The sequence below is a fragment of the Acinetobacter legionensis genome, from assembly GCF_048551735.1.
Taxonomy (GTDB): Bacteria; Pseudomonadota; Gammaproteobacteria; order Pseudomonadales; family Moraxellaceae; genus Acinetobacter.
In genome coordinates this window covers 86,302-99,968 of sequence record NZ_JBIMBV010000001.1, presented here as the reverse complement: position 1 = coordinate 99,968, position 13,667 = coordinate 86,302, and the positions used below count along the sequence as shown (strand labels likewise).

Annotated in this window: 12 protein-coding genes; 5 read left to right on the top strand and 7 right to left on the bottom strand. The window is 39.4% G+C overall.

The window, feature by feature from the left end; translation table 11 throughout:
* Positions 1 to 40: 40 nt before the first annotated feature.
* Positions 41 to 1,009: a cation diffusion facilitator family transporter gene (locus ACG9ZL_RS00445; RefSeq protein WP_419358712.1), complete on the bottom strand. Its 969-nt coding sequence runs from the start codon at positions 1,007 to 1,009 to the stop codon at positions 41 to 43.
* A gap of 151 nt (positions 1,010 to 1,160) precedes the next feature.
* Here ACG9ZL_RS00445 and ACG9ZL_RS00440 point away from each other — a divergent pair, with 151 nt between their 5' ends.
* The gene (locus ACG9ZL_RS00440) at positions 1,161 to 1,958 is read left to right on the top strand and encodes a DUF4198 domain-containing protein (protein WP_336953678.1); all 798 of its coding nucleotides are present in this window, start codon (positions 1,161 to 1,163) and stop codon (positions 1,956 to 1,958) included.
* 75 nt (positions 1,959 to 2,033) lie between these two features.
* On the opposite strand, the gene ACG9ZL_RS00435 is transcribed toward ACG9ZL_RS00440, so the two are convergent.
* Genes ACG9ZL_RS00435 through ACG9ZL_RS00420 form a run of 4 tightly spaced genes read right to left on the bottom strand, consistent with a single transcriptional unit; the run spans position 2,034 to position 8,417 of the window.
* The gene (locus ACG9ZL_RS00435) at positions 2,034 to 5,225 is read right to left on the bottom strand and encodes an efflux RND transporter permease subunit (RefSeq protein ID WP_419358711.1); all 3,192 of its coding nucleotides are present in this window, start codon (positions 5,223 to 5,225) and stop codon (positions 2,034 to 2,036) included.
* Complete coding sequence (locus tag ACG9ZL_RS00430; protein WP_419358709.1) at positions 5,215 to 6,519, bottom strand: efflux RND transporter periplasmic adaptor subunit; 1,305 nt, start codon at positions 6,517 to 6,519, stop codon at positions 5,215 to 5,217. The genes ACG9ZL_RS00435 and ACG9ZL_RS00430 overlap by 11 nt, the downstream gene beginning before the upstream one ends.
* A 1-nt stretch (position 6,520) precedes the next feature.
* Positions 6,521 to 7,885, bottom strand: coding sequence for a TolC family protein (locus ACG9ZL_RS00425; RefSeq protein ID WP_336953675.1), 1,365 nt, complete (start codon positions 7,883 to 7,885; stop codon positions 6,521 to 6,523).
* A 58-nt stretch (positions 7,886 to 7,943) separates the two neighbouring features.
* Entirely contained in the window at positions 7,944 to 8,417 is a 474-nt protein-coding gene (locus ACG9ZL_RS00420; RefSeq protein WP_336953674.1) for a cation transporter, read from the bottom strand.
* Positions 8,418 to 8,682: 265 nt separating this feature from the next.
* Between ACG9ZL_RS00420 and ACG9ZL_RS00415 the strand changes: the two genes are divergently transcribed.
* The gene (locus ACG9ZL_RS00415; protein ID WP_336953673.1) at positions 8,683 to 9,036 is read left to right on the top strand and encodes an SEL1-like repeat protein; all 354 of its coding nucleotides are present in this window, start codon (positions 8,683 to 8,685) and stop codon (positions 9,034 to 9,036) included.
* A gap of 359 nt (positions 9,037 to 9,395) precedes the next feature.
* Positions 9,396 to 10,283, top strand: coding sequence for an SDR family NAD(P)-dependent oxidoreductase (locus tag ACG9ZL_RS00410; RefSeq protein WP_336953672.1), 888 nt, complete (start codon positions 9,396 to 9,398; stop codon positions 10,281 to 10,283).
* A gap of 2 nt (positions 10,284 to 10,285) precedes the next feature.
* Here ACG9ZL_RS00410 and ACG9ZL_RS00405 read toward each other — a convergent pair whose 3' ends face one another.
* Positions 10,286 to 11,182, bottom strand: a complete 897-nt coding sequence (locus ACG9ZL_RS00405) for a LysR family transcriptional regulator (RefSeq protein ID WP_419358707.1) — start codon at positions 11,180 to 11,182, stop codon at positions 10,286 to 10,288.
* Positions 11,183 to 11,287: 105 nt separating this feature from the next.
* Between ACG9ZL_RS00405 and ACG9ZL_RS00400 the strand changes: the two genes are divergently transcribed.
* A complete protein-coding gene (locus ACG9ZL_RS00400) occupies positions 11,288 to 12,043 on the top strand; it encodes an SDR family oxidoreductase (protein ID WP_336953670.1) in 756 nt (251 codons plus the stop codon).
* Between the two features lie 44 nt (positions 12,044 to 12,087).
* Here the strand turns inward: ACG9ZL_RS00400 and ACG9ZL_RS00395 are convergent, their stop codons facing one another.
* Positions 12,088 to 13,173 (bottom strand): SDR family oxidoreductase, encoded by a 1,086-nt coding sequence (locus tag ACG9ZL_RS00395; protein ID WP_419358705.1) that lies wholly within the window; start codon positions 13,171 to 13,173, stop codon positions 12,088 to 12,090.
* A gap of 99 nt (positions 13,174 to 13,272) precedes the next feature.
* Between ACG9ZL_RS00395 and ACG9ZL_RS00390 the strand changes: the two genes are divergently transcribed.
* Positions 13,273 to 13,650, top strand: a complete 378-nt coding sequence (locus tag ACG9ZL_RS00390; RefSeq protein ID WP_419358704.1) for a MerR family transcriptional regulator — start codon at positions 13,273 to 13,275, stop codon at positions 13,648 to 13,650.
* Positions 13,651 to 13,667: the final 17 nt, after the last annotated feature.

Sequence of the window (13,667 nt, the reverse complement as noted above, 5' to 3'; positions counted from 1 at the left end):
TCCTTCAGCTTTGCCTCATGTTCAAATTAAACCATTCACCTTAATGTGAATGGTTTTTTGCTTCATCTGTATGTGTTTCATCAGCGTTACTGTAATCATTCCCATCTGATTCATTATGCGAGTGTACCATACACTCATTATCTTCAATTTGTAGCGTCATCTCAGTAATCCCATGTTGATGGCTAAGCATTTCCATAACATGTTGATACAGTTGATTTCGATCCGCTTCTGGTGCAAATAAATGTACTGTCAGATGCACATTTTTAGATGTAATGGCCCAAACCTTAAGTTGATGAATACTTTCTACACCTTTAACGGATAAAAGATCATTACGTAATTTTTCAATATCAATTTCCTCAGGCACACCTTCCAGTAAAATATTGATACTTTGTTTTAGCAAAATCCATGTTCTTGGTAAGACCCAAAAGCCGATGAGTACAGCAATAATCGTATCCACCCACATCCAGCCAGTGAAATAAATAATTGCGCCCCCGATGATCACCCCCACAGAACCCAGTGCATCACTCAATACTTCCAGATAAGCACCTTTTATATTAAGGCTTTCCTTTGAACTGGAGAATAAAATCTTCATTGAAATAAGGTTAATCACCAACCCAACAACCGCCACAATCATCATACCGACACTCTGAATTTCAGGGGGTTGGCTAAAACGCCGATACGCCTCGTAGAGAATATAAATTGCAACGACAAACAGCATCATGGCATTAAACAGTGCTGCTAAAATTTCAAAACGCTGATAGCCAAAAGTCCGTTTATCATCTGCGGGTAATTTACCAATTTTGATGGCAACCAATGCAATTGCCAATGCTGCTGCATCAGTAAACATATGTGCTGCATCGGACAACAAAGCCAAGCTTTGTGTTATGAAACCGGCAATCACTTCAACAATTAAAAAGGTACTGGTTAATGCCAATGCAAAAGTTAGTTTTTTTACATTTCCTTCTGTGACGACAGCATGACTATGATCATGCCCTTGTTGTTCACTCATGTTCATACCTCTGATTTTGTTTTATCAAAATATTGAATATTCTTTCTATTTACTATTGATAATAATAATTATTATCAATAGTAAAATTCTTCTATATAATGGCGACTCTATTTTCCACAGTTAAAATACCCCTGTTAATGGAATATCGACAATGAAAAAATACCTCTACCTTTCTGTACTTCTTTGCTCTTATAGTTATGCGCATGAACCCTATGTTGCACCTCTGGGCTATAACACCACAAATACACAAATCCCAGTGATTGCATCCTATGCTGAAGAAGCACTGAATGCAGAACATGCCATGAAACAAACCGCTCTCAACGTAATTCAACCAGATCAGAGCAAGTTACAAGTTGAAGCTGCAAGCACATTAAAATCGGCGACGGTGTTTGACTTAGCCTTACCACAAGCTGGGACCTATCTCATCTTCAGTAAAGCGTCTTTCCCACTCAAATATGTCCAACATAATAAAGAATGGAAAATGCTTTTTGATGTACCTGCTGAAAAAGCAGGTAAGATCGCTGAACGCGAATATGTGATTCCTGCTGACTTTAAGAAACCACCTGTACCGATCACCATTAACCGAGAATGGTCAATCCAAAGCTATATTTCTAAAGAAAGAACTTCACCAGCCCAAAACAACACTGATGCAGCAATACAAGTTGAATTTAAAACACATCCCAACAGCATTACTGCACAGCAACCTGTGCAAATCTTGATTAAAAAATCAGGACAAGCGCTCAAAAATGCTGAACTACTTATCCGGGCTCAAGGGCAAACCGATAAACAAGCACAAAAAGTTCCAGTTGCTCAAGATGGTTCAGCGACAGTCACTTTTCCTTATTCAGGGCAATATCTGGTTGAAGTCAGTGAAGCATTTAACAAAACCATTCAACCTGTGAATCAAAATTACACCATCATCAGTCTAGGTGTATTGCCTACCAGTTAGTAATAAACTGCAAATAGAGTTTCAATACCTCACCGTTCTAAGCGAAGAACGGTGAGGTTATTTTTAAATTAACGATCAAGCATCAGTTTGTGCTTTAACTTTACGTTCATTCATCCAGCGATAAATCACCGGTAAAATCACCAAAGTCAATAAGGTGGATGACATGATGCCGCCAATCACGACAGTTGCCAGTGGCCGCTGAACTTCAGCGCCTGTCCCCGTAGCCAGTGCCATCGGCACAAAACCTAACGATGCTACACAAGCAGTCATCAATACAGGTCTTAATCGTAAAATTGCACCTTGCCATGTGGCCTGATAAATATCGAGTTGTTGACGTAATTCCTTGATAAAGGTCAACATCACCAAACCATTTAATACCGCTACACCCGAGAGCGCGATAAAGCCAACACCTGCAGACATCGACAATGGTATACCCCGAAGCCACAGTGCAATCAAACCACCACACAACGCAAATGGCACACCTGTAAACACCAACAAACTTTCCTTAAAGTTATGGAAAACGGCCATTAACAGCACAAAAATAGTCATCAGTGCCAGTGGAACGACCAGTTGCATACGGGCTTTCGCAGAGGTTAGGTTTTCAAACTGTCCACCATAGCTCAACCAATAACCCGCTGGCATTTGCTCTTTTGCCAGAGTCGATTGTAATTCGGTGACAAATGAGCCCAAATCACGCCCTTCAACATTGGCTGTCACGACTACACGACGTTTACCATTTTCACGACTGACCTGATTAATACCCAAGATATTTTCAACTTTAGCCACATCCTGAAGTTGGATTAGACCACCGTTTGGTGTTTGAATAGGTAAAACGGCCAAATGCTCAGGTGTACGTTGAGCATCATCCAGACGAATCACAAAGTCGAAACGGCGGTCACCTTGTAGTATTTGCCCAACATTCTGACCACCAACGCTAGTCGCCACCAAGTCTTGAATCGCCCTCACTGACAAACCATACTGCGCTGCCGCAGCTTTGTTCACTTCAACATTTAAAAGCGGTAGGCCTGAAGTCTGTTCCACATTGACGGCGGTTGCGCCAATAATACCTTTGATTTGTTGTGCAATTTTAGTGGCTTGTTGATTCAACACCTCCATATCATCGCCAAAAATCTTGATTCCCACATCGCTTCGTACACCAGAAATCAATTCGTTGAAACGAAGCTCAATCGGTTGAGAAAATTCACTATTATTTCCAGGTAATGTACCAAGAAATACAATCATACGTTGACGTAGCTCATCAATTGTTTGCTTTGGATTCTTCCATTCATCACGTGGCTTTAACAGCACCACAGCATCGGAAATATTAGGCGGCATGACATCTGTTGCCACCTCTGCCGTCCCTGTACGGGCAAATATAGCTTTGATTTCTGGAAACGCTTTGAGCAATAACTTTTCAGTATTCTCCTGCATACGTAAAGACTGCTCTAGGCCAGTACTTGGCGAACGCATTTGTTGCACTGCAAAATCGCCCTCACTCAAGGTGGGTGCAAACTCACTACCAATTTGTGTGGCAAGCACGCCCGTTAAAAACAGAATACTCACCGCAAGGGTGACGACTAACATTCGGAAGTTATAGGCTAAATTGAGTAGCTTTTCATATTTTTGCTTTAACCACAGCATCCAGCGACTTTCTGTTTCTTTAACTTCACCATTAACAAATAAAGCCACTGCAGCAGGAACAAAAGTAACTGAAAGAATGATTGCACCCACCAGTGCCAATACCACTGTCATAGCCATCGGGTGAAAAAGCTTTGCTTCAACACCAGACAAGGCGAAAATAGGTAAGTACACCACCAAAATAATTAATTGACCAAAGATTAAAGGGCGACGTGCCTGTTTAGCCGCAAGAAAAACTTCTTTAAAACGCTCTGCCCGTGAAAGTAATCTGCCTTTTGCATGTTGTGCCTCTGCCAGTCGCCGAATACAGTTTTCAACAATAACGACCGCACCATCTACAATGATCCCGAAATCCAGTGCGCCTAAGCTCATTAGATTGGCACTAATTTTCTGCTCAGCCATACCCGCCAAAGTAAATAGCATCGATAATGGAATCACACATGCAGTAATCAACGCTGCACGGAAATTACCAAGAAATAGGAACAGAATAACAATAACCAGAATCGCCCCTTCTACAAGGTTCTTCTGTACTGTACTAATCGCACGCTCAACCAAAGCTGTCCGGTCATATACGGTTTGAATCACAATACCTTTCGGTAAAGATTGCTGAACTTCCTTGATTTTGGCATCCACTGATTTCGCCACAGTACGGCTATTTTCACCCATCATCATCATGGCGATACCAAGTACAGTTTCCTCGCCATTGTAAGTTGCACCACCTGTACGTAAATCATGTCCAATCGATACAGTCGCTACATCTGCAACTCGGATCGGAAAACCATTTTTATTGCCTATACTTACATTTTGAATATCTTCAATATTGTTCAAGGTTCCCGGAACACGTACTGTCAATTGCTGCCCATTGGTTTCAATAAAACCAGCACCACGGTTTTCATTGTTTCCAGTTAAAGCATTTTGTAGGTCACTGACAGGGATTTGTAATTGTTGCAAACGATTTAAATCAGGCGTGACCACATAAGTTTTATTAAAGCCACCAATCGAGTTGACCTCTGCAACACCAGGAACACGTTGTAACTGCGGTCGTACAATCCAGTCCTGAATTTCACGTAAATCCATCGCTGTATAGGGCGTACCATCAGGTTTTTTTGCATTCGGCTCTGCCTTGATCACCCACTGATAAATCTCACCCAATCCTGTCGATACAGGAGACATTGTCGGTGCAATATCATCTGGCAGTTCGGTTTGGGCTTCTTGTAAGCGTTGATTAATCTGTTGTCGTGCCCAATAAATATCCGTCCCATCTTTAAAAATAATGGTCACTTGGGATAAACCATAACGGGAAATGGAACGAGTCAACTCTAGCTTGGGTAAACCTGCCATCGCAGTTTCAATAGGATAGGTAATCCTTTGCTCAACTTCTAATGCGGTAAAACCAGCAGCTTGTGTGTTCACTTGTACTTGGGTATTGGTGATATCGGGTACAGCATCAATTGGTAATTTTTGATAGCCGTAAATCCCCACGCCAATCCACGCCACAATAAACAGCATAACCCAAATGGCATTTTTAATCGAAAATTGAATCAGTCGATCAAACACCCCTTCAGGTTGAGGTAATGCTGAATCCGCATCTCTGTCTAACTTAGAATCAGAAGAATCATTAATGCCCATGGCTCGCCTCTCCTTTTTCCAATTCAGATTTCAGCAAGAAGCTACCCTGACCAGCATATTGCTGGCCTTGGGTCAGACCAGTTTTCACTTCAACCCACAGACCATCTCCTGACACCTGACCCAACACAACAGGCTGCGCAGTAAACTCGATTTTCTTATCATGTTCGCTGGAAATAAACACTACGTCTTTTCCTTCAACTTTCTGTATAGCACTTTTGAGTACACGCAATGCTTGAGAAATGCCTTGCTGTTGTAGTTGAACGTTGACCATCAAATTCGGACGCAATTCAGCCGCATTCGACAACACTTTGGCACGGACTTGTAAACGTCCTGTCTGCACATCAGCTTCACTGTTTAAACTTTGAATCTGTGCTTTAAACATATTCCCCGTCTGCAGTGACTTAAATTCAAGCTGTTGATTTGGAGCAATCGCTGAAAACTCTGAACTTGGTACAATAAATTCAAGCCATAGCTGATCCAGTTGATCAATGATAAATAGCTGGCTAGCAAGCTGCACATTTTCACCCATAACCAAGTCTTTTTTACTGATAATGCCTGCAATTGGTGCTGTGATAACATAACGACCATTACTGCTTGATGAGGCACCAAAAGCAGATAAACGTGATCTGGTGGCTTGCACCTGAATCTGTGCTTGTTTGTAGGCATTATAAGCCCGTTGATAATCCTGCTTGGCAGAAATACCTTGTGACCATAACTGGCGCTCTCGTTCATAGTCCTGACGTGCCAGCTCTAGACTTGTCTGTGCAACCTGTAAGTTTGCCTGCTGATCGACCAAATCAGGCACTACTATAGTGGCCAGCGCTTGCCCTTTTTGCACACGCTGTCCCAATTCAACATTCACGGCAACTACCTGCCCACTAAATGCAGGTGATACATGTGCTTGACGATCTGTATTGACTGTGACTTTTGCAGGATAAGAAGCTGATTTGGTAACAGTACCCATCTCTACTTTAGCTAGTTTAATCCCTTGTTCTGTGATCTGCTGAGCAGTCAAACTAATGGCTTCAGCATTCTCTTTCTCGCCACCCTCTTCTTCACTGTGCTTCGCTTCTTCGGAACCATCTTTGGTGGTTCCCTTAGCATTTTCATCATGTGAATGTCCTTCTTCAGCATGCTCTGCTTCTTTCTCGCCACCTTCTTTGCTCGTGCCTTTTTTGGTTGAAAAGAACAATCCCATGGCAATAAGAGCAGTCATTACAAGCGTAATGATGATCAGTAGGCGTTGAGAAATTTTGCCTTTCTGAAGTTTAAAAGATTTAAATTGATTCAGCATATTAATTTCCCCCGCCCACAATTGGTAAAGCTTGTGTGTCCTGCCATAAACTCTGATTGATCTGCGCTAAAGCATCTTTTGCCATGATTTGACTTGGTTCAATACCGAGGCTCAAACTTTCCGCTTCAATGGCACGTTGCCAGCCATCTTTCAATAATTGCACTTTTCTCAAACGCACTTCTTGCAACTGTAATGTTGCGAGTTGCACATCGTTAACGGCAAATTTACCAACAGTAAACCCCTGCAAAGTTTTACGTTGAACCTGAGCTGCAAGCGGAATCTGAGACTCATCGACTGCTTTAAACTGTACTTCCAGTCCTTGCAATTCAGTCAATAATGTTCCCACCTGCAAAGCATTTTGGCGGAGATAAAACTCCTGTTGTCTACTAAGTAAATCCTGCTTTGCTTGCGCAATTTGCACACCGTATTGCTGGCGGTTGAAAATATTCAATGGGATAGAGACCCCCACAACTAAAGCATTGTCAGTCGAGGTTTCAGGTGATCGAGTACGATTCACGCCTAAATTCACAGTCGGATTAGGCCGTGCCGAAGCTTTTAATTGCGCCACTGTCGCTTTTGCTTGCAACACCTGTAACTGACGTGATTTTTCAAAAAGATTGTCCGCGAGATATTCTTGTACCTGTTGGTGTGTCGAAGACGGCCATAAAGATTGAGGATTTAAACCGATACGAATCGATTTATCAGCATCGCCCCAAAGGTTGGACAATTGCTGCTTGGCAACTTGCACCTGCAAATCGGCTTGACGATATAAGCGAGCATTTTCTGCATGACTCAGTCTGGCACGATCTACATCAACCTGCGCGACACTCCCCGCTTGATAGCGCTTCTGAATCGCATTCAGATTTTCTTCACTGACGTTGAGCTGCTCTTGGACCACGTTGCGTTCTAATTCAAAAATCGCCAGCTGTGACCATTGGTATTTCACAGCCAATTCAAGTTGAGCCTGATAAATTCGCTGATTTAAGTCACTTTGATCTTTTGAAAGTTGTGCCAACCTCTGTGCTGACTTACGTTCACCAAAAATATCCAATCGTTGAGAAACACCAATTGAAAGCTCTTGATCTTGATTGGAACCAAAACCCGTTTGCGATACGGATAACTCTGGATTTGTCCACAGTTTTGCTTGTTTAATGTTCGCTGTTGCAATTTGCTGCTGCGTTTGCCAGACCTTCTGCGTCTGCTGATATTGCTCAGTTTTTGCAATTGCCTGTTGTAACGTTAATGCTTGAGATGTGTTGTCTGCCCAAGTAACAGATGACATCACACTGAACATCAGTGCACCGAGCAAAGACGGCCTAAAACCGAATGCAGTTTTTTGTACTAAATTACGTATTACTTTTGACATGAAAATGCCCCACTAAATTAAACCATTAGCGGTGGGCAAGATTTTCGGCTACCCCACCTTATAGCGGGGATGAAAGAGGGGGAGGATTGGGCAAATATAGATCAGGGGACTGATACAAATTATTCCAGCCAATAAAGATAGATTCAGGATAGCCTACAAATTTAGGCTGTGCTGTGTGTTGCTGATTATCAACCACAATGAAATGCGCAAAAGAAGGCAAATGATCACGATGATCATCATTTATATGATTGAGGAAATCATTGGAACGCACATCTTGGTGTGCTGGTAATTGTTTTGATACTGACTGATCAGAAATCGGTTTATCTATCCCATATATATCTAACAGCTGCGGATGTTGCTGTTGATCCTGGGTACAATCAGGCGCATTATGGTGTCCAAAATGCTGACTAATTATACGTTGTGATGGAAGCTTAGTGCTTTCATGATCACAAAAAGCCGCCGCTACATTCCAAAGACTTTGGAACATAAACAAACTAAGCAAGACTGTGATGAAAACACTTGAGCGTTTCACAGATTCTATCCGAAATCCAAAACAACCTAAATATAGCAAGTTTTCTTCATGTAATAAAATTACAGTGAGTAATTTTATGCTTTAAATAGAATTGATAATTTGTTAAATAATGTGTTTTTTAACAAATATGTAAAAATCGCAATTGACAAATTACATTTAACTATTTGCAAACTCTAAAAAATCAGCTAGATTAATTATATCTAATCATTTTTTTGTGATTAGCAGTCTCTTTTACTTTGTTAATGGATTAGCAAGGAGGTTGTATATGTTGGTACATATTTTTAACCGTTTTTTAGGAGATTCAACATCTCGTCGGGCATTCGAACAGAATGCTTCTGAAGCTGCTCTCGAAAAGGCTCAAGCACATGATTTTGAAGACAAAAATCTAAGCTTAGATGAAATCGCAAATCGTAATGCAATGTGGTGCTATTTAAGGGCTGCTTTACGTGGAGATCAAGAAGCTCAGTATAAAATGGGTCTCAGCTACTTGAATGGACAACTTGGTTTAGACCGAAGTTATAGCCATGCAGAAAAATGGCTTGAACAAGCTGCTCACCAAGGTCATACCCCAGCCAAAGAACAATTAAAAAAAGCATATGATGAACTTGCTTTTTCTTAAAGTAGGTTAAATATATTGTATATATCCTCCTTATAAACAGAGTTGTAAAGCAGCTCTGTTTACTTAAAAATATATTTAATTTTCAAGTAAATTCACTTGATTATATTTTATGCAATAGATTTGTTTTTTTGCTTTCAAAACTCAGTTATATATGGTAAAAATCACGAAATAAGTAAAAATATAATAGAGTATTTACTCTAAAAATATTTTATAAATTCAGCCACTTAATGCTAGTATTTTTATTTTTTTTGTATATTATTGCCTTCCAACAAAAGTGATCATCTTTTAAACAAAGATCCAATCACCCGAAACAAAAAAATACAGCATCTGTTCATGTCGGTAGGCTCAGGAAAATAGCTATGAATCAAAAATTAGAGCAACTTTTTCAAAAAAAGGTTCAAGGTAAAATTGCACTCATCACAGGTGCCTCTAGTGGCATTGGTTTAACAGTTGCAAAAAAGCTTGCAGCAGCAGGTGCGCATGTACTTTTAGTCTCTCGTACTGAAGAAACACTGAAAGAGGTTCAAGCTGAAATTCAAGCTGAAGGTGGTCGAGCTGATATTTTCCCTTGTGATTTAAATGACATGAACGCAATTGATGAAGTATCTAAACAGATCGTTGCTTCTGTTGATCATATTGATATTTTGATTAATAACGCTGGCCGTTCGATTCGGCGCGCTGTGCATGAGTCTGTTGATCGTTTCCATGATTTTGAACGTACTATGCAACTCAATTACTTTGGTGCAGTTCGTTTAGTATTGAATATTTTGCCAGAAATGATGGTTCGTAAAGACGGCCACATCATTAATATCAGTTCAATTGGTGTATTGGCAAATGCAACTCGCTTCTCCGCTTATGTTGCATCAAAAGCCGCATTGGATGCATTTAGCCGCTGCTTATCAGCGGAAGTACATTCACATAAAATTGCCATTACTTCAGTCTATATGCCTTTAGTACGCACCCCGATGATTGCACCAACTAAGATCTATAAATATGTACCAACACTCTCGCCAGAACAAGCCGCTGATTTAGTTGCATATGCAATTGTAAAACGTCCTAAGAAAGTTGCTACAAATTTAGGTCGTTTAGCCTCTATTACTTACTCAATTGCACCTGGAATCAATAACAAATTAATGTCAATTGGCTTCAATCTGTTCCCAAGCTCAACTGCATCTGTCGGTGAGCAACAAAAATTGAACCTTGTTCAAAGAGCATATGCTCGTTTGTTCCCAGGTGAGCATTGGTAAGTTTAAGAGCTAATAGAAAGTTTACGTTTGAGTAGACTTTCTAGCCAATCAATAAAGAATTGAAAATATACTGGTCGATATTTCCTTTCTAAAAAAAGAAAATTGATTGGTATTTTTAAGCATGATTCTTGCTCAAATATTTTAGTTAATCTTTTGCTTTCTATAAAAGGAATTGCATCAAATGCTGGAATCTGAATAACCCCCAATCCTTGCAACCCCGCATGTAAATAACTTTCTGTATCCTCAACTAAAAGTTGGTAAGGAAGTTTTATCTGAGTATCTTCAAATACTAGACTTGCAAAATCTGAATCCATATTTTTCATTTGATAACCAATCATAATATGGTGATTTGAATGCCCTATTTCTAAATTGCTAGTCAATTTACGCAAATATTCTGGAGAGGCAAGTGTATATAAATCAACTTTTGTAATTGGTCTCACAATTAAATTTTCATTCGTCACATTTCCAACACGAACCACACAATCTAGTCGCTGTTCGATTAAATCTGAATAATGATCGTGACTATGAATTGAAATTTTAATATTTGGATACTTCTCATAAAATTCATGCAAATAAGGGATCAGATATCCTGTGGCTATTCTTAACGGTAATCCAATTTTGATTTGACCCGTATACTCACGGTTTTTTAATTTGAATTTATCCAACCCTTCAGCCTGAAGAATCAGTTGTTTAACCTCTTGAAAAAATTGAGCCCCTTCATTGGTTAAATTGACCTTTCGTGTTGTTCGATTAAATAACAATACTTGATATTCTGTTTCTAAGCCTTTTATTGCATAGGTAATTGTTGAACGTGGTAAATCCAGCGCTTTAGCAACCTGAGCAAATGAATGCTTTTCCGCAACTAAGCAAAAAATTTTGAGACGTTCAATTTTATCCATCTATTATTCAATTTTTTCAAACAATCTATTCGATTATAATCACTATCTAGAATAAAAAATAGCATTTAACATTCCATCATCACTTATCAAGATAGGAAAATAAAAATGAAACAGCATAGTTTAAAAGATAAAACCGTCATTATTACAGGTGGAGCAAAAAATTTAGGTGGTCTGATCGCACGTAAGTTTGCAGAACAAGGTGCAAATCTTGTCATTCACTATAACAGCTTAGAAACCCAAAAAGATGCAGAAGAAACACTCAAAGCCATTGAACAATTAGGTGTTAATGCAACTTTGATACAAGCAGACCTCTCCAATATTCAAAATATCGAAACATTGTTCATCAAAGCCAAAGAAATCTTCGGTGGCGTCGATATTGCGATTAATACCGTAGGGCGAGTACTTAAAAAACCGTTGATTGAAACAACTGAACAAGAGTTTGATTCAATGAATGACATTAACAATAAAATTGCCTATTTCTTCATCCAATCTGCGGGTAAACATCTTAATAATGGTGGAAAAATTTGTTCTATCGTGACCAGTCTTTTAGCAGCCTACACAGGATTGTATTCAACCTATGAAGGCTTAAAAGCGCCTGTTGAGCACTATACCCGTGCAGCATCGAAAGAGTATGGCGATCGTGGTATTTCCGTCACGGCTGTTGCACCGGGTCCAATGGATACGCCATTTTTTTATGGTCAAGAAGCGCCTGAAGCAGTGGCCTATCATAAATCTGCATCTGCACTAGGTGGTTTAACCAAGATTGAAGATATTGAGCCTTTAGTACGCTTTTTGGTAACAGAGGGTTGGTGGATTACTGGTCAGACTATTTTTGCCAATGGCGGTTATACAACACGATAATATTGAATGCCCATTTATTGAAATGGGCATTTTTATCGCTAGATCTAATGATTCTGGCTCACCCATTTAGCAGTCAACTCAATGGTCTGCTTAAGATTGGTTTCTGGTATTTTCCATTTTTGATTTAATGTTAAAAACTGATCTATATTTAATTGCTCAGTTCGGATGAAATCCAACATCTCAGCAGATAGATCTAGCTTTTGAGCAAGCCACTTCCATTTTAAAATCAATTTTAAAATGTTCAGCGAGACGAAGTATTGCGGTGCTTTTAGATTTAATCTGTGAGCCGCATTGTGAATAAGAGTTTGTAAAGAAATCTGAGTAGGATTGGCAATCAATATATCTTGATAAATTGTAAGTTGATCCTGTGATGCGTTGCATATCGCATTGACCAACATTGTCACAGAAACCAAAGGTAAATAATGCTGAGGAGTTGCAGGAATAGCGGTCAACTTCCCCTGTTTAAGCTGGGTAATCAGATGAGCAATCGGTTGATTTTCAGCAATCTCACCAGAGTCTTCATCCCCTAACACTGTTGCAGGGTGGATCACTGTCCAGTCAATTTTCAACTGTTGAGCATATTTCACCCAAGTAAAATGAGCTTCAATTTTAGAAGCCTCGTAAGCACCCAGTTGTTGGTACACCCGTTTCCAATTTGTTTTCTCAATATTTTCCAAACAGACTCCAACATCTTGTAAGTGCTGAGTGAGTGTTAACATATAGCCAGAAAGATGAATTGCACGTTTCAATTGGCAATGTTCGTTTACGCATTCAAGCAAATTGATTAATCCCTTAACATTGACTTCTCTTGCCTGTTGAGTCGAAAGATTCCATGCAAATAAGGCACTGGTATTAAATAAATAATTCACCTTAGCAAGCCCTTGCCAATCTTCAGCTGAAATACCTAATGCAGGTAAAGTAACATCACCTTGTATACAGAATAATTTTTGATGACTTATTTCTTGTTTTTCTAGCCAATTTCTCAAATTTGACTCTTGCTGATCAAGGTTACGACACAAGGCAAAAACTTGATCATTGCTTTGAAGTAATCGTGCAACAAGAAATTTACCAATAAACCCTGTTGCACCAACCACCAAGGCAATTTTTTCTACGCTTTGATTCTTTTGCATCACTTTATACACCCTTTATATGTTCACACTTAAGCTAAAGGATGGAGTACACTCCACAGTCAAGTATTTCTTGCAAATACATAAAATTTGGAGCAAGTGATGTTAATCGGTGAATTATCAGAGCAATTAAATCTCAGTCGGGATACGATTCGTTTTTATGAAAAGCTTGATCTTATCCGCCCCTTGACACGAAATAATGGTTATAAGGATTATTCAAAACAAGACTTACAGCAATTACAACTGATTCAGGTCGCTAAAAATTTAGGCTTTACTTTGGCTGAAATTAAACAGATTTTAGACTTGGTCAACGTCAATGAAATTCCAGCAGAACAATTTCATATGATTTTAAAAGACAAACTCAATGTCATTCGTGAAAAAATTATCCAATTACAGAATATTCAGAACCTACTTGAAAATCTTGTGGTTGGGGAAGCATGTCCATTTAAAAAAGATTGTGATCTTTCCGCAATTGTCTAATCCATAAAAAAACCGCC